14 protein-coding genes and 1 other RNA gene are annotated in these 15,893 nt (G+C 41.1%); 10 read left to right on the forward strand and 5 right to left on the reverse strand.

Going from position 1 to position 15,893, the window contains the following annotated elements; genetic code table 11:
- Nucleotide 1 precedes the first annotated feature (1 nt).
- Both AC1DUD_RS11760 and AC1DUD_RS11765 read right to left on the reverse strand, forming a co-directional pair.
- Complete coding sequence (locus AC1DUD_RS11760) at nt 2-1,258, reverse strand: putative DNA modification/repair radical SAM protein (protein ID WP_477374825.1); 1,257 nt, start codon at nt 1,256-1,258, stop codon at nt 2-4.
- Nucleotides 1,259-1,409: 151 nt separating this feature from the next.
- Entirely contained in the window at nt 1,410-1,850 is a 441-nt protein-coding gene (locus AC1DUD_RS11765) for an Hsp20/alpha crystallin family protein (protein ID WP_477374827.1), read from the reverse strand.
- 136 nt (nt 1,851-1,986) lie between these two features.
- Between AC1DUD_RS11765 and AC1DUD_RS11770 the strand changes: the two genes are divergently transcribed.
- Nucleotides 1,987-2,433 carry an acyl-CoA thioesterase gene (locus tag AC1DUD_RS11770; protein WP_477374829.1) on the forward strand — a complete coding sequence of 149 codons (447 nt, stop codon included), beginning with the start codon at nt 1,987-1,989 and terminating at the stop codon, nt 2,431-2,433.
- Between the two features lie 112 nt (nt 2,434-2,545).
- On the opposite strand, the gene AC1DUD_RS11775 is transcribed toward AC1DUD_RS11770, so the two are convergent.
- Both AC1DUD_RS11775 and folB read right to left on the reverse strand, forming a co-directional pair.
- Nucleotides 2,546-3,943: an FAD-binding oxidoreductase gene (locus AC1DUD_RS11775; RefSeq protein ID WP_477374831.1), complete on the reverse strand. Its 1,398-nt coding sequence runs from the start codon at nt 3,941-3,943 to the stop codon at nt 2,546-2,548.
- Nucleotides 3,944-3,945: 2 nt separating this feature from the next.
- On the reverse strand, nt 3,946-4,305 hold the full coding sequence (folB, locus tag AC1DUD_RS11780) for a dihydroneopterin aldolase (RefSeq protein WP_477374833.1): 360 nt from the start codon (nt 4,303-4,305) through the stop codon (nt 3,946-3,948).
- 237 nt (nt 4,306-4,542) lie between these two features.
- Between folB and AC1DUD_RS11785 the strand changes: the two genes are divergently transcribed.
- The 3 genes from AC1DUD_RS11785 to AC1DUD_RS11795 all read left to right on the forward strand — a co-directional run bounded on the left by AC1DUD_RS11785 (nt 4,543) and on the right by AC1DUD_RS11795 (nt 10,174).
- Nucleotides 4,543-5,724, forward strand: coding sequence for an acyl-CoA dehydrogenase family protein (locus tag AC1DUD_RS11785; RefSeq protein WP_477374835.1), 1,182 nt, complete (start codon nt 4,543-4,545; stop codon nt 5,722-5,724).
- Between the two features lie 104 nt (nt 5,725-5,828).
- Nucleotides 5,829-7,925 (forward strand): ATP-binding protein, encoded by a 2,097-nt coding sequence (locus AC1DUD_RS11790; RefSeq protein WP_477374837.1) that lies wholly within the window; start codon nt 5,829-5,831, stop codon nt 7,923-7,925.
- Between the two features lie 473 nt (nt 7,926-8,398).
- Complete coding sequence (locus tag AC1DUD_RS11795) at nt 8,399-10,174, forward strand: tetratricopeptide repeat-containing sensor histidine kinase (protein WP_477374839.1); 1,776 nt, start codon at nt 8,399-8,401, stop codon at nt 10,172-10,174.
- Between the two features lie 4 nt (nt 10,175-10,178).
- On the opposite strand, the gene AC1DUD_RS11800 is transcribed toward AC1DUD_RS11795, so the two are convergent.
- Nucleotides 10,179-11,537, reverse strand: a complete 1,359-nt coding sequence (locus tag AC1DUD_RS11800; RefSeq protein WP_477374841.1) for a GH1 family beta-glucosidase — start codon at nt 11,535-11,537, stop codon at nt 10,179-10,181.
- 315 nt (nt 11,538-11,852) lie between these two features.
- On the opposite strand from AC1DUD_RS11800, the gene AC1DUD_RS11805 reads away from it, so the two are divergent.
- The 6 genes from AC1DUD_RS11805 to AC1DUD_RS11830 all read left to right on the forward strand — a co-directional run bounded on the left by AC1DUD_RS11805 (nt 11,853) and on the right by AC1DUD_RS11830 (nt 15,887).
- Nucleotides 11,853-12,299: a DinB family protein gene (locus AC1DUD_RS11805; RefSeq protein ID WP_477374843.1), complete on the forward strand. Its 447-nt coding sequence runs from the start codon at nt 11,853-11,855 to the stop codon at nt 12,297-12,299.
- 43 nt (nt 12,300-12,342) lie between these two features.
- Nucleotides 12,343-12,756: a hypothetical protein gene (locus tag AC1DUD_RS11810; RefSeq protein WP_477374845.1), complete on the forward strand. Its 414-nt coding sequence runs from the start codon at nt 12,343-12,345 to the stop codon at nt 12,754-12,756.
- Nucleotides 12,753-13,400, forward strand: coding sequence for an SCO family protein (locus AC1DUD_RS11815; protein ID WP_477374847.1), 648 nt, complete (start codon nt 12,753-12,755; stop codon nt 13,398-13,400). Before AC1DUD_RS11810 ends, AC1DUD_RS11815 begins: the two co-directional genes overlap by 4 nt.
- Nucleotides 13,397-13,813: a c-type cytochrome gene (locus AC1DUD_RS11820; protein ID WP_477374849.1), complete on the forward strand. Its 417-nt coding sequence runs from the start codon at nt 13,397-13,399 to the stop codon at nt 13,811-13,813. Before AC1DUD_RS11815 ends, AC1DUD_RS11820 begins: the two co-directional genes overlap by 4 nt.
- 125 nt (nt 13,814-13,938) lie before the next feature.
- An RNA gene (rnpB, locus tag AC1DUD_RS11825) (RNase P RNA component class A) lies at nt 13,939-14,324 on the forward strand.
- A gap of 180 nt (nt 14,325-14,504) precedes the next feature.
- Nucleotides 14,505-15,887 (forward strand): sigma-54-dependent transcriptional regulator, encoded by a 1,383-nt coding sequence (locus AC1DUD_RS11830; RefSeq protein WP_477374851.1) that lies wholly within the window; start codon nt 14,505-14,507, stop codon nt 15,885-15,887.
- Nucleotides 15,888-15,893 lie beyond the last annotated feature (6 nt).

The following is a 15,893-nucleotide window of genomic DNA, read 5'->3' on the forward strand; positions in this document are numbered from 1 at the left end:
GTTAAAACAGGTTAAGTTGGGTTTGTGTATTCCTGACGTATTTACTTTGCGATTGGGCCATGATAAATTGTTTTATGTTTTGCCCGGTTAAGTCACGCCGTTCAAATTCATTGCTTTTGCAGGTTACAAAATATCGAGCCCTGTTAACGGCCACTCCTATTTTTTTTAGTTGATCCCAACCCAGTTTGGCAAACTTGCGGGCTGCTACAATTTTTTGTGCCGATAATAAACCAATACCCGGCACCCGGAGGATCAATTGCAGATCTGCCTTATTTATATCAATAGGAAAAGCCTGCATATTGCGGATAGCCCAGCTTAATTTTGGGTCGATATCCAGATCAAGCAAAGGGTTTTGATTATTAACGATCTCATTTACATGAAAACCATAAAAACGCATGAGCCAGTCGGCCTGGTAAAGGCGATTTTCGCGTACCAGTGGTACAGCGGTATTCAAGGCTGGCAGGCGTTGATCGGCAAGTACAGGAACATAGCCAGAATAGTAAACCCGTTTTAAATTGAAATTTTTATAAAAATAATTGGCGGATTGAAGCACCTGCTGATCACTTTCGGGCGTAGCACCAACAATTACCTGTGTACTTTGCCCGGCGGGCGCAAACATAGGTACGTTTTTGAAAAGCTTTTTTTCTTCCGTATTCTTGATGATCTCATTTTTCAGAAAATGCATTGGATCTATCATGTCCTGCCGGTTTTTATCCGGTGCCAGCAGCTTCAGCCCGGCTTCGGTAGGCATTTCTAAGTTCACACTAAGCCTGTCGGCATATAAACCGGCTTCCCGCATCAGTTCTGCACTTGCCCCGGGGATAGATTTCAGATGGATATACCCATTGAAATTATGCTCTATCCGCAACTTTTTAGCTACACGCACCAGGCGCTCCATGGTATAATCGGCATCTTTAAAAATGCCCGAGCTTAAAAACAAACCCTCGATATAATTGCGGCGATAAAAGTTAATGGTAAGGTCAACCACTTCCTGTACCGTAAAGGCAGCCCGCTTGATGTCGTTATTTTTTCGCGATACGCAATAAGCGCAATCAAAAATGCAATGATTGGTAAGCAGAATCTTCAACAACGAAACACATCGCCCATCTTCCGTATAGCTATGACAAATGCCATTGCTGGCATTCCCCAAACCTTTGTTCTTATTTTTCCTGTTGCTCCCGCTCGATGCGCACGATACATCATATTTGGCCGCATCCGCCAGTATATTGAGCTTTTCCGTTATCCTTTCCACATCCATATTAAATCAAAAATACTAATATTTTTAGTATTAATTAAAATGCGGATAGATTTATTTTACAACCATAGCTTGGTTAAGTGCATAAAAAAAGACCGCCCCAAACAGGGCGGCCTTCAAACCAAACTAACTACTTTATGAAAACAGTCTTTAATTATTTTACAGCTATTTCTCTTGTTTGAAATTTAGCTTCTTCTTTTTTTGCTATTGTTAGTCTCAAAATACCATCAACATAATCGGCAGCGATTTTTGACTGATCGGCACTTTCAGGTAGTGTGAACGACCTTACAAATGAATTGTAGCTATACTCGCGTTTGCTGAATTTTTTACCTTCTTCAACATTTTCGGCTTTCTTTTCGGCAGATACGCTTAATACATTTTTGTCAAGATTGATCTTGAAATCTTCTTTCTTTAAACCAGGTACAGCCAGTTCAACATGAAATTCGTTTTCGGTTTCTGCAATGTTTACGGCAGGTACACGGGCAATTAATTTATCGCTTATAAACGAATCATTGATCAGTGAATCAAACACATCGCTAAAGAATGGGTTAGCTGAAGTATTTTTAAGGCCGTTGTTAAATTTTACTAATGTCATTTTTATATCCTCCTAAAGTTTTGTTTTTTGTTAACTTCGTAACCTATTGATCAACTGCTGTACCAACAGCAAAAACGCCTAAAACAAGCGACAAAAAGTCATCAATAAATACTTTAGGCAGACAAAATGACTGAAAATGGCTGAAAAACTTGCTGATTACAAATATAGAACCCCTATCCCTATCCGTTTTTCGGATATCGATTCATTTGGACACGTAAATAACGCAGTATATTTAACTTATTTTGAGATAGCCCGGATCGGCTACTGGAAAGAAATCATCAATTGGGACTGGAGCAATACCGGCATTATCCTGGGCCGGTCAGAGATCAACTATCTGAAACCCATTACCGTTCAGGATAATATTGCCTGTTATGTACGCACCATCCGTATAGGTAACAGCAGCTTTGATATGATGCATGTATTGGTGAAGACAACCCCCAACGGTGAAGAAATTGTAACAACCGGCAAAACCGTTTGCATCAGCTATGATTATTCGGCTAATAAATCTGTATCTATTCCCACACCCGAAAGGCATAGGATGATCAATTATGATGAGCCGAGGCTGATTTTGAATACGAATTGATTTGTAGATGTGATTCTTAAATCGTCATTGAGAGGAACGAAGCTGATTAACAGAGCCGCGCTGTATAGTTAGCGATTGCTTCGTTCCTCGCAATGGCGATTTGTATTTTTAACTAAAATATCTTCCCCGGATTCAATATCCCTTTGGGATCAAACACTTGTTTTATCCCCTTCCACAATGCAAAATGTACATCCGAATATTTTATCGGCATAAATTCCTTTTGCACGAGGCCAATGCCGTGTTCTCCCGATAACGTACCACCAAGCGATACTGTCAATTCAAATATTTCCTGGATGCCAAATTTCAGCTTGTTATTCCAGTCTTCATCACTCATATTGGCTTTGATGATATTGACATGCAGGTTACCATCCCCGGCATGGCCATAACAAACCGACTCAAAGCCGTATTTAGCCCCGGTTTCTTTTATTCCTTTAATCAATTGAGGTAAGGCGGCGCGCGGCACAACGGTATCTTCCTCTTTGTAAATCGAGTTTGATTTTACGGATACCGCCATGGTGCGCCTTAAACGCCAAAGCTCTTCTTTTTGAGCAGTAGAGTCAGCAAACAATACATCGCGGCAATCAAACGCTTCAAGTACAGTATTTATCTTTTCGCAATCGGCAAATATTACATCCTGGTTAGTTCCGTCAACCTCAATCAACAGGAAAGCTTCAATACCATCCTGCAAATCAAAAGCAATATCATCATGCTCCTTAACCCACTCTACCCCTCTCCGTTCCATAAACTCCAGTGCGGATGGAATAATCCCGGCCCTGAATATAGCAGAAACAGCCGCGCAGGCCATTTCATTGCTGGGGAATGAAGCGAGGAGTAAAGCATCCCGTGTTGGCGCTGGAACGAGTTTTACCACTATTTTGGTAACAATACCAAGCGTACCTTCCGAACCGATCATCAATTGGGTCAAATTATAGCCCGATGCATACTTAAGGGTGTTTGCACCTGTCCATATAATCTCGCCCGAGGTTAAAACTACCTGGAGATTTAACACATACTCTCGTATCGTTCCATATTTAACAACCCTTGGCCCTCCCGAACCATGTGATACATTACCCCCAATAAAGCAACTACCCTTACTGGCTGGATCGACAGGATATAGCAACCCTTTTTCAGCCACCGCGTTCATAAACTCTTCGGTTATCACGCCTGGCTCAACAGTGGCCTGCAAGTTTTGCTCATCTATCGCAAGCACTTTATTAAAACGCTCCATCGCTATCAGCAAGCCACCCTTAATAGGCAAAGCGCCACCACTTAAACCCGTACCGGCACCTCGCGGAGTTACCGGAATAAAGTTTTCGTTGCAGATCTTTAATAAAGCCGAAACCTCTTCAGGTGTTTGCGGACGGACTACAACTTCCGGATAATAAACCAGGTCTTCGGTTTCGTCGTGACTATATTTTTCCAGGCTGTCATGGCTCGTCAAAACATTATCAGCACCAACAACCGCGGTGATAGCTTCTAATACTTGAACCGATATTTTATTGAATTCCATGATCAGGATTTCTTATAGTTAATAATAACAGCCGAATGGGCCACTTTACCGCTCAATGGCGGGGTAAGTTTCTTAATAGTAACCTCAATGCTTTCCAAAAATGCATATTTCTTTTTAATACGGTCAATAATTGACTGACCAACGGTTTCTATCAGTTTGCGCGGATGTTTCATCTCTTCACAGGCTATGATATACACACGTTCATAATCAACTGTTTTATTGAGGTTATCTTCCAGCAGATCTCCGGGAGGTACAAAACCTACATTTACATCAACTAAAAAGCGGCAACCTATTTTTTGTTCTTCGGGATAAAATCCGTGGTACGCGAAAAACTCCGCGCCTTGCAAGGCTATATTGATCATGTTCAAAAGTAAAAAAAAGCCCTATCTAAATCTCATCCTTAGCATAAAGACTTTTCAAGATATTTGTATTTCGCCTAATCTTCAATGCATCAAAAAATATTTTTCAGCCAAAAACATGCTTTAAACCGTTTAAACCTACTTTTTGTAATAAAGTGGCCTCACATATAAAAAAACAGCGTTTTTGGCTTGCTTTTACCGGTAATAAATGCTTTATATTTGCCCACCAACTATAATGTTATGGCCAAAACAGATCTGTACGAAGCCCCTGATTATTATTTATTAGATGAGTTGCTAACCGACGAACATAAGCTGATCCGCTCATCCGTTCGCGATTGGGTAAAGAAGGAATTAAGCCCCGTTATTGAGGATTACGCTCAAAAAGCCGAATTCCCTTCACAGCTGTTAAAGGGGCTTGCAGAAATTGGCGCATTTGGCCCAACTATACCGGTTGAATATGGCGGCGCGGGTTTGGACTATACCGCATATGGCATTATTATGCAGGAGTTGGAACGCGGCGATTCGGGCATCCGTTCAACAGCATCTGTTCAGGGATCACTGGTGATGTACCCTATTTATGCCTACGGCAGTGAAGAACAACGAAAAAAATATCTCCCCAAGCTGGCCAGCGGCGAATTAATGGGTTGCTTTGGCCTTACCGAGCCTGACCATGGCTCAAATCCTGGGGGCATGACCACCAACATTAAAGAAGCAGGCGATCATTATATCCTTAATGGTGCCAAAATGTGGATCTCCAACTCTCCTTTTGCTGATATTGCCGTTGTTTGGGCTAAGGATGAAGAAGGTAAAATTCGCGGGCTGATAGTTGAGCGCGGCATGGAAGGTTTCACAACACCTGCAACCCATAACAAATGGTCGTTAAGGGCATCGGCAACCGGTGAGCTTGTTTTTGATCATGTTAAAGTACCAAAAGAAAACCTGCTGCCTAATGTAGCCGGCATAAAAGGTCCACTGGGTTGTTTAAACCAGGCCCGCTACGGTATTGCCTGGGGTGCCCTGGGTGCGGCTATGGATTGTTACGATACCGCCCTCCGTTATACTAAAGAACGTGAGCAGTTTGGCAGACCGATAGCAGGTTTTCAGCTTCAACAAAAAAAACTGGCCGAAATGATAACCGAAATTACCAAAGGGCAGTTATTAGTTTGGCGTTTAGGCACACTTAAAAACGAGAACAGAGCGACCCCTGCTCAAATATCAATGGCTAAACGAAACAGTGTTGAAACAGCTATTACTATAGCCCGCGAAGCTCGGCAAATGCTTGGCGGCATGGGTATTACCGGCGAATACCCTATTATGCGGCATATGATGAACCTTGAATCGGTAATAACCTATGAGGGTACACACGATATCCATCTGCTTATTACCGGTATGGATGTTACCGGACTTGATGCTTTTAAGTAGCAGATAATCAATATGCTTTAACTTTTAGTAACATGCGTGTTATTCGTACGCAAAAATATTGTTCGTTATAATTATGAGCATTATATTTGTTGCGTAACCGCTTAATGTTGGCAACCCCTGATAGCCCTATTAGTTTAAACAAATTACTGACTAACCATTCAATTTGGCTGGCCCTGTGTATTCTATTGCTACTTAATTCCTGCACAAGCAACATTAAGGATACAGGCGAATATTCAGAACAATTTAAACCGATATTTGATACAGTAAACCTATACAATGGTGAAAGATCCCAGCCGCAGAAAGGCCTCGAATATCTTGATTCGGCCTATAAAACTATAAAAGCCCCTTTTGTAAACGACAGGTTCCGTTTTTACGCTTTCCATTTTCTTTATCATCTAAAAGCATTACATGACCCTAAAAAGGCCATGCCTTATGCTGATACTATGCAGGCCATAGCTGCTGAAAGTGTTACGCCTGACCAACACATTAAATTAGCTTCAGAAGCGGATTTTGCCACCGGAGATGCTTATTCAGACATGGTGAAGTATGACCAGGCCTACCGGTATTTTTACAAAGGCTATTCTATTGGTAAAAATGCTATCAACGATGCCATACTTGCCGAATACACTTACCGTATGGGCATGATCATGTTTAAACAAGGTCATTTTAGGGAGGCTGCTAATTACTTTAAGATCAGTCATGTTCAAAGCTATGCATATACCGATGATTTTCGTGCTTTTTACCAGCGACAGGAGCTTTTAGGTAATATCGGCGAAAGCTATAAAAATAGCGGTGATATCGACAGTTCTAAGCTCTACTTAAATAAAGCACTTGCTTATATCGATGAAAACAGCGTAAGGTTCGCCGAGCGGGCAAACCTGCTTGAAGTTGCCCGGGGTGTTGTTTACGGTAACCAGGGCGATCTGGCATTGTTAACCCATAATTATAACGAGGCAAACGAACTGCTGAAAAAAAGTATCGCCATTAATTTAAAACCCGGTAATGATAACCGCGATGCCGAATTAACCGAAATAAAGCTTGCCCGCTTATATTCAATTACCAATAAACAAAACGAGCTTTTTGAATTACTGAACAGATTGCGCGCTCAGCTCGATACCATCAAAAATGATGATGCTGAAACCAACTGGAACAATTTAATGAGTGCTTATTATCTGCAGAAAAATGACTACCAAAATAGCCTGTTGTATTTAAAAAACTATTCAGCGTTAAAAGATTCAGCATTAAAAAGAACATCTTCATTAAAACGCACGGATGTTAACCAGCAACAGGCCAGTTTTGACAAAGAAAATCAGATAGAAAACCTTAAAGGCCATAATACGCTACAATTGATCTACATCTCTCTTGCTGTGCTTTTTTCAGTAATGGCAGTGATCATTATCTTCCTTGTTTTCCGTAATCTCAGGAGGTCGAAACGGGATATCGTAGCAATAAAGAAGCTTAACGATCAGATCCAACAGCAAAAAACGGAATTGGAAAACACCCTTGAAGAGGTAAACCAGGGAAGCCGCGAGAAAGACAGAATCCTGCGGGCTGTTGCCCATGACCTTCGTAATCCGCTTGGGGGCATTGCATCATTATCCGCAGCGATGGTTGAGGATGCAATGGATGAGGAGCAAACAGATCTGATCAACCTCATTAAGGAAACCTCTTATAATTCCCTCGAGCTTATCAATGAAATTTTAGAAGCGGCAAATACTGCTAACGTTGCCTTCAATAAAGAATGGATTGAAATTAACAGCCTAATTAATAACAGTGTCGATCTGCTGCGGTTTAAAGCGGCCGAAAAAGACCAGGATATCATGCTTAGCTTATTGGAAGCCCCTACCGAGCTATTGATAAACAGGGAAAAGATATGGAGGGTTATCAGTAACCTGATCAGTAATGCCATAAAGTTTAGCCCCAGAGGTGCCGTTATTTATGTTATCGTGAACCGAAAGCAGCTGGGGGTTGAGATATGTGTGAAAGATTATGGCATAGGTATTCCTGACAAATTACAACAACAGGTGTTTAACATGTTCACTGAAGCTAAAAGACCTGGTACCGACGGCGAAAAATCATTTGGCCTCGGACTTTCTATATGTCGGCAAATAATTGAAAAACATAGCGGCAGGATCTGGTTAAAAAGCGACTTAAATAACGGGTCGAGTTTCTACGTTTATCTTCCAGCCCAGGCATCATAATATAACGGTTACCTCAACAGTCGGATTTAGCTTTTATGCAGATCAAAAAAATTTCATTATAAATAATTAATTAAAAAAATTAGCAAAAGCAGTATGGTCTTTTTGAAATTTTTCATAGTTTACCCTTGTTTTACAACCAACTCTAAACCTGGCATAATTTCATATTGATGTTTACATACAAAGGCATTAAACAAATATGGCTATCCGGTAATATTCGGACGTGTTTGTTTTTTGCGTGTTTTTTGCTGATAATCAGTTCATGCCGGCAACAGCCAAAAGGCTTTCTTTCCTCCTCCGCATATAATAAGGCAGTTGATACTGCTACCATAATGTATGACAATGGGCGCCATAAGGCAGCTGTAGATTATCTTGATTCAGCCTTCCGTCGTTCAGATGATCTAGGCTTTAAACAGGTGTATAATTACTATTTCTTCATCTATAACTATGCATCTCATGTAAAAAACGATCGCAAAATGGCTTTGCTATATGCAGATAGTATGCTTTACATTTTCGATACCCCCGAGAAGAAACTAAAATTCACCAGCGAGTATGGGCAAGCGCATCTTTCAAAAGGTGATGTATTGTTTGATGATCATCGTTACAACGAAGCTTATGGCTATTTCTATGAAGGGAAAGTAATCGCCAATAACAATCTTGACGATTGTACAATGGGTGATTATAGCTACCGCATGGGTATGATCCTGTACAAACAGGAACATTACAGCCGTGCCGCTGAATATTTTAAGAAAAGCTTTGATGAAACCAGTTCGTGCGAGGGTAGCTTCAACTATTTTTACCGCAGGCAGGAGTTGTTAAACAATATAGGTTTAAGCTACAGTAAAATGCTGATGAATGATAGTGCCATGTATTTTTACAACAATGCCCTTGATTACATTAACACCAATGCTGTAAGATTTAAAGACCGCCCGCAAATGGGCGAGGTTTCTAAAGGAGTAGTGTATGGCAATATGGCTGATATCAGTATCAGGCAAAAAGATTACAACAAAGCCAAAAATCTGCTCAAAAAAAGTATAGCTATCAATCTGCGTAAAGGAAACGATAATAATGATGCGCAATACTCCGAATTGAAACTTGCATCGATATACGACAGGCAGAATGCCAATGATTCTTTAATAAACCTTCTGGATGTTATCAGGCTCCAGTTTGACAGCGTTAAAAGCCCTGAAACAAGGCAGGACTGGCACTTATTAATGTCAAACTACTTTGAGAAACAAAATGATCACCAGCAGGCCATGATGCATTATAAACAATATGATGAGCTTAAGGATACTATAACAAGTGAAAACAGAAAACTGAAAGAGGCTGATGTTGCCGAGCAGGTTAAAAGCCTTGAAAAAGATAATGAGTTTAACAACCTGAAGAAAAACAATGAATTGCAACATGTTTATCTGAGGGTAACCATTGTTTTCGCCCTGATGCTCATTATTATTATTTCACTGGTATTTTTAAACTGGCAGAAATCAAAAAAGAATATTAAAACGCTTGGAAATCTTAATGATCAGATAAACCATCAAAACCATCATTTGGAAAACGCTCTCAGCGATTTAAAGCTTAATAACCAGGAAAAAGACCGTATTCTGCGTACTGTAGCACATGATCTGCGTAACCCAATAGGTGGCATTGCTTCGCTTACAAGCGTAATGACTGAGGAAAATTACAGCGAGGAGCAAAAAGAGCTTTTAAACATCATAAGGGAAACTTCGTTTAACTCCATTGAACTGATCAACGAAATACTGGAAGCCACCGAATCCGCTTCGGCTGTATTGAACAAAGAGTCGGTTGAGATTAATTCCTTATTAAACAATAGCGTTGAATTGATGCGCTTTAAGGCTGCTGAAAAACGACAGGTTATCAATCTTGCCCTATTAAGTTCGCCACTTGAGCTCTATATCAGTCGCGAAAAAATATGGCGGGTGATCAGTAATCTGATTAGTAACGCCATTAAATTCAGTCCGGAAGGATCGGCTATTTTAGTTATGGCAGTTGAACAGGAAAACGAGATCCAGGTTTCTGTTAAGGATCATGGCATTGGGATCCCCGATAAACTCAAAAACCAGGTATTCAACATGTTCACAGATGCCAAACGCCCAGGAACCTCGGGCGAAAAATCATTTGGTCTCGGTCTTTCTATCTGCAGGCAAATTATTGAGGATCATGATGGTCGCATCTGGTTTGAGAGCGATACCGAAAATGGCACGTCCTTCAACTTCACGTTGCCTAAAAATTAACAGCTTATTTTAAAAATTCAGCATACCATCTACCTGAAGCTTTAACCGTACGTTGCTGGGTAGAATGATCAACATGGATCAATCCAAAACGAGGATGATAGCCTTCGGCCCATTCAAAATTATCGGTGAGGGTCCATACAAAATAGCCGTTAACTTTGCAGCCTTCGTTTTTTGCCGTTAAGACCTGGCTTATGTAATCCTTCAGGTATTTCAATCTTTTGGGATCATTTACTTCACCATCAGTAACCTCATCCGGAAAAGCCGATCCATTTTCGGTAACGATGATCTTTTTAACGTTAGGATAGGCATCAAATTTTTTGATCATATGATAAATAGAAGGCGGATAAACCTCCCAACGCATAGCGGTGAGATCCACGCTCCTATTTTCGGCTTTGACCATGCTGGCGTGGATATAGGGCGTAAAAAAAGAGTATTTTACAATTTCGCGGGTGTAATTCTGAATACCGATGAAGTCAAAATCAAAACTTAGCTTATCCTCGTCGCCGGGGTAAAAATACTTTTTGAGATCTTTAAGTGCGGGAAGGTCATTTATCGGGTACCCCATGCCCAGCAGCGGTTCAATATACAAGCGATTGATCAAAGCATCGGCACGAACAGCCGCGGCCACATCTCTCGGCTTACTGGAAAAAGGCTCTATTTGCGAGCAAGAAAATGTTGTACCGATTTGTGCTGTTGATGGCAATAATTTCCGCAAGATCCTTCCACCTTCGGCAATACTCATGGTAACGTGATGAATGGCGGGAACAAAATTTTTCATACCGCTACGGCCCGGTGCATGAATGCCGAAGAAATACCCTGCGCCTGTAAACACAACAGGCTCATTCATTACCATCCAGTGCTTTACCCTGTCACCAAAATTCTGAGCGCAAATAGTGATAAACTCGCTAAACCAGCTTATTGCATCGCGATTTGTCCAGCCGCCTTTAACTTCAAGCACATGAGGCAAATCCCAATGATAAACAGTTAACCATGGTTCCACGCCTTGTTTAATGCAATAATTAATTACACGGTTATAATAATCGATGCCTGCCTGGTTGATTTTGCCAGTACCTTCGGGCAATATACGGGTCCAGGATATGGAGAAGCGAAAATTGGGAATATGAAGTTCTTTGATGAGGTCGATGTCGCGCTCATAAAGGTTATAAAAATCACAAGCAGTTTGTGCGTGATCGCCGTTCAGGATCTTGCCCTTTTTGGCGGTAAAGGTGTCCCAAACAGACAATCCTTTTCCATCGGCGTCGTGTGATCCTTCAATCTGAAAAGCAGCAGTCGAAACGCCCCATTCAAAGTCGTTGCCAAAAAGATCTTTGCTTAAATGTATTTCCCGGTCAGTAAGTTCCATTAATTTGAGCTACAAAAGCCCAAAAGTGCAATTATATTTATAAATGAAAAATTATATGTGATAACTTAATGTATGAACGACGAACGCATACTTTTAAGCATCATCCACTGACGGAAATTTGTAAGCAACCTTGAAATATTGATAATGAATTTCATAACCTTGTGTTTTAGCTATAAAATAAAGGTAACAAGCAGATGTTTGCTGAATATGACAACTATGTTATTTAATTGTTAACCAGCATCTTTACCAAGATACTAAATTGCTTTGATACATTAGCCGATAACTCTGTGCATCGTGAAAAATTACTTCATAAAAATGTTTGCCTACAATCGTTTTGCCAATCAGCAATTGATACAGGCTATGGAAAGCGGCGGTGTGCCAGGTATAACCCTGAAACTGATGGGGCACCTGCTTGCTGCCGAGCAAGCCTGGCTTGAAAGGTGCAAACTCATCCCTCCTTCCATGCCGAACGCATGGCCCGAAAATATTACAATTGAGCAATGCAAACAACAGACATCTGAACGTTACAATGCATGGATAACGTTTTTAAATGAAACAAATGAAGAGGACCTTGATAAGATGATCCCCTATCATAGCTTTACCGGCGACTATTTTGAAACCCAACTGAGCGATATCGTGACGCATGTACTTAATCACGGCACACATACCCGGGCGCAAATTGGGCAGCAATTGAAATTTGCCGGTACAAAAACTTTACCTGTAACAGACTATAGTTATTATTTAAGACTATTAAACAGCTAAACATTTAGCATATTTGCCAAGTTTTATCACGCTATCAAAAACCATGAAAAAATATCTATTTATAGCCCTCGGAGCAACTTTGATACTGGGTTGTACAGACACAAAAAAACAGGAAAAAGATCTTTTAAACCAGGTAATTGCCGTACATGATAAAGTGATGGCCAATGATGAGCAATTGATGAAAAACAAGATGCTGCTCGATAGCCTGGTAAAACATAATGCTCCTAATATCAATAAAGATACAGCCGAGGTATATTTAAAACTGGTTGATGATGCTGATAATGCCATGAGCGATTGGATGCATAAGTTTGACGCCGAAACAAAAGGTAAATCGCACCAGGAAATCATGGATTACTTTGAAGTTCAAAAAAAGCTCATCAGTAAGATAGATACGCAAATCAATGTGGCTGTTACAGGCTCAACTAAATACATTACCCAAATACCGGTAAAACAATGAGGAAACTTTGGATAGGCGTTGTAATATTAACGCTTTTTAATGCATGCAAATCAAATACAAAAACCGCTCTTCCTATATTAGGTTATAAAACACCGGTAACTAAAACGGTTGATGGTAAAACCGTAACTGATACCGAGTATGCCACCATCCCTCCTTTCAAGTTTGTAAACCAATACGCTGATACAATTACGCAGAAAAACCTGGATGGGAAAATTTATGTGGCCGACTTCTTTTTCACCACCTGCCCTTCCATTTGTCCGGTGATGCACCGCAATATGCTCAACGTGTATAAAGAGTTTAAGGCCGATGATAATTTCAGGATCATTTCGCACACTATTGATCCTAAATATGATACTATTCCTGTACTAAAACGTTATGCCGATAAATTAAGTATTGCCGGCAATACCTGGTGGCTGTTACACGGTGAAAAGGGCGATACTTATAAAATTGCCAAAAGCTATCTGCAAAGTGTATCCGAAAAAAATCCAAAAGGTGAATATATTCACGATGGTTTCTTTATCCTGATAGATAAGCAAAAACGACTTCGCGGCACTTATGAAGGGACTGATCCGGCAGAGGTAACCAAACTTATAGCCGATATCAAAACCCTGAAAGCCGAACCGGATCAAATTGCTGTTAAATGAGGATCAAAGTAATTGGCGCTATAGCTGTTTTGTTAGTTGTAATTGGTGCATCATGCCAAAGTGACGAGCAGATTGAGTTTAAACGTTATTACTCTGCAGGTAGCCTTGTTTATCAACAGCATTGCCAAAATTGCCATGGCGACAAAGGACAAGGCCTGTCTGCGCTTATCCCTCCTTTAACAGATTCTACCTATTTAAAAAACAATAAAACAGTACTTGCTTGCTTCATCAAAAATGGTCTAAAAGGCAAGATCACTGTAGCAGGCCGCACATTTGATGATGAAATGCAGGCTGATGATATAGCTCCCCTTGAGATTGCTAAAGTGCTTACCTACGTTACCAATTCCTTCGGTAACAAAATGGGGACTATTACATTGCAGCAGGTTCAGGATGATTTGAGAAATTGCAGATAGTTTTTTGTTCGTAGATCATAGTTCATCGCAAGAAGATAGTGATCGGCTGTTGTTCTACGATGATCTATTTTACTATGATCTATGAACCATCAACTATGAACTAAAGTAATTTCCCTATCTTTACAACCGCAAAACGTTCTATCGCTGCTAATTTTTAGCGGAGGAAAGTCCGGGCAACATAGAGCATCCTGCTTCCTAACGGGAAGGCGCCGGCAGCCGGCGACAGCAAAGTGCCACAGAGAAAATACCGCCCGCTTAGGTGGGTAAGGGTGAAAACGTGAGGTAAGAGCTCACGGCATAACCGGGCGACCGGCTATGACGGTAAACCTCAGGAGTTGAAAAACCAAATAGGTCCTGAAAGCGGAGTTGCTCGCTCCCGTATCTGCCGCAAGGCAGGTCGTTAGGATGGGTAGGTTGTTTAAACCTGTTAGTGATAACAGGGCCAGATAAATGATAGAAGTTGCCCTTTAACAAGGCAAAACAGAACCCGGCTTACAGGTTTGCTGCTGTATAACCCCTTGCTGTAAAGTGAGGGGTTTTTTATTTGCATCCATCTATTTTCAATAATTTTCAAAAACCTGCAAACATTTACCAAACTTAAACCTTTATATGCACATTAAAAGTGTTTGTTTTTCTATACAAACTCATATATTAGCAAACAACAATTACTATCGGTACATAACTATAAAACATGGCTAAGATTTTAATAATTGATGATGAGCGGTCGATCAGGAATACGCTTCGCGAGATTTTAGAGTATGAAGATTACGAGGTTGAAGACATAGATAACGGGGTTGACGGCTTACAGTTAATTGAAAAAAAAGACTATGACCTGGTACTGTGCGACATTAAAATGAACCGCATGGATGGTATGGAGGTGCTTACCGAGGGCCTCGCCATTAAACCCGATCTCCCTTTCATCATGATATCAGGCCACGGCACGGTTGAAACCGCTGTGGAGGCCAGCAAGAAAGGCGCATTTGATTTTATATCAAAACCACCTGATCTGAACCGTTTGCTTATTACCGTTCGCAACGCGCTTGACAGGGGAAGTTTAGTTGTTGAAGCCAAGGTACTTAAACGTAAAGTATCAAAGGTACGCCCCATTTTAGGCGAATCGCAGGCTATTATTAAGATCAAAGAAACCATTGACCGAGTTGCCCCTACCGATGCACGCGTGTTGGTTACAGGCGCCAACGGTAGCGGTAAGGAATTGGTAGCACGCTGGCTGCACGAAAAATCAAACCGCTCGGGTGCGCCTATTATTGAAGTTAACTGCGCTGCCATCCCGTCAGAGTTAATTGAAAGTGAATTATTCGGTCACGAAAAAGGCTCGTTTACATCAGCCATAAAACAACGCATTGGCAAGTTTGAATCGGCAAATGGCGGAACCCTGTTCCTGGACGAGATCGGTGATATGAGCCAATCGGCGCAGGCGAAAGTATTGCGTGCCTTACAGGAAAACAAAATCACCCGCGTAGGCGGCGAGAAGGAAATTGATGTTGATGTACGCGTAGTAGCGGCAACCAACAAAGACCTGCTTAAAGAAATTGAAGCAGGCAATTTCCGTATGGACTTGTACCACCGTTTAAGCGTAATATTGATCCATGTACCACCACTTATCGAACGCAAGGACGATATCACTTTGTTAACTCAAAGCTTTTTGGATGAGATCTGCAATGAATACGGCATGCCGGTTAAAAAGATTTCTGACGCTGCTCTGGAGGCACTTAAAGCCCTTCCGTGGACAGGCAATATCCGTGAGCTACGTAACATGGTGGAGCGTTTGATCATCCTAAGTGATAAAGTTATCACTGATAACGATGTAAGGGCGTTTGCCAATCCTTCGGCACCCGTTGCCATTACTGCGGGTACAGCGGCTCCTGCCCCGCAAACAGATTTTGATCAGTTCAATAACTTTCAGGAGTATAAAGATTTTGCTGAGCGCGAGTATATCAAATTTAAGCTGGAGAAAAACAACTGGAACGTTTCAAAAACAGCAGACGATATCGATATCCAACGTAGCCACCTTTACAGTAAAATTGAAAAGTTTGGACTGAAGCGCGGCGAATAGCATAAA

The sequence above is a fragment of the Mucilaginibacter sp. P4_A11 genome, from assembly GCF_056402535.1.

What these genes read in the sequence shown, in the direction of transcription:
- AC1DUD_RS11760 (WP_477374825.1), bottom strand. Translation starts at nt 1,258, where the DNA reads ATGGATGTGGAAAGGATAACGGAAAAGCTCAATATACTGGCGGATGCG.
- AC1DUD_RS11765 (WP_477374827.1), bottom strand. Translation starts at nt 1,850, where the DNA reads ATGACATTAGTAAAATTTAACAACGGCCTTAAAAATACTTCAGCTAAC.
- AC1DUD_RS11770 (WP_477374829.1), top strand. Translation starts at nt 1,987, where the DNA reads ATGGCTGAAAAACTTGCTGATTACAAATATAGAACCCCTATCCCTATC.
- AC1DUD_RS11775 (WP_477374831.1), bottom strand. Translation starts at nt 3,943, where the DNA reads ATGGAATTCAATAAAATATCGGTTCAAGTATTAGAAGCTATCACCGCG.
- folB (WP_477374833.1), bottom strand. Translation starts at nt 4,305, where the DNA reads ATGATCAATATAGCCTTGCAAGGCGCGGAGTTTTTCGCGTACCACGGA.
- AC1DUD_RS11785 (WP_477374835.1), top strand. Translation starts at nt 4,543, where the DNA reads ATGGCCAAAACAGATCTGTACGAAGCCCCTGATTATTATTTATTAGAT.
- AC1DUD_RS11790 (WP_477374837.1), top strand. Translation starts at nt 5,829, where the DNA reads ATGTTGGCAACCCCTGATAGCCCTATTAGTTTAAACAAATTACTGACT.
- AC1DUD_RS11795 (WP_477374839.1), top strand. Translation starts at nt 8,399, where the DNA reads ATGGCTTTGCTATATGCAGATAGTATGCTTTACATTTTCGATACCCCC.
- AC1DUD_RS11800 (WP_477374841.1), bottom strand. Translation starts at nt 11,537, where the DNA reads ATGGAACTTACTGACCGGGAAATACATTTAAGCAAAGATCTTTTTGGC.
- AC1DUD_RS11805 (WP_477374843.1), top strand. Translation starts at nt 11,853, where the DNA reads ATGTTTGCCTACAATCGTTTTGCCAATCAGCAATTGATACAGGCTATG.
- AC1DUD_RS11810 (WP_477374845.1), top strand. Translation starts at nt 12,343, where the DNA reads ATGAAAAAATATCTATTTATAGCCCTCGGAGCAACTTTGATACTGGGT.
- AC1DUD_RS11815 (WP_477374847.1), top strand. Translation starts at nt 12,753, where the DNA reads ATGAGGAAACTTTGGATAGGCGTTGTAATATTAACGCTTTTTAATGCA.
- AC1DUD_RS11820 (WP_477374849.1), top strand. Translation starts at nt 13,397, where the DNA reads ATGAGGATCAAAGTAATTGGCGCTATAGCTGTTTTGTTAGTTGTAATT.
- AC1DUD_RS11830 (WP_477374851.1), top strand. Translation starts at nt 14,505, where the DNA reads ATGGCTAAGATTTTAATAATTGATGATGAGCGGTCGATCAGGAATACG.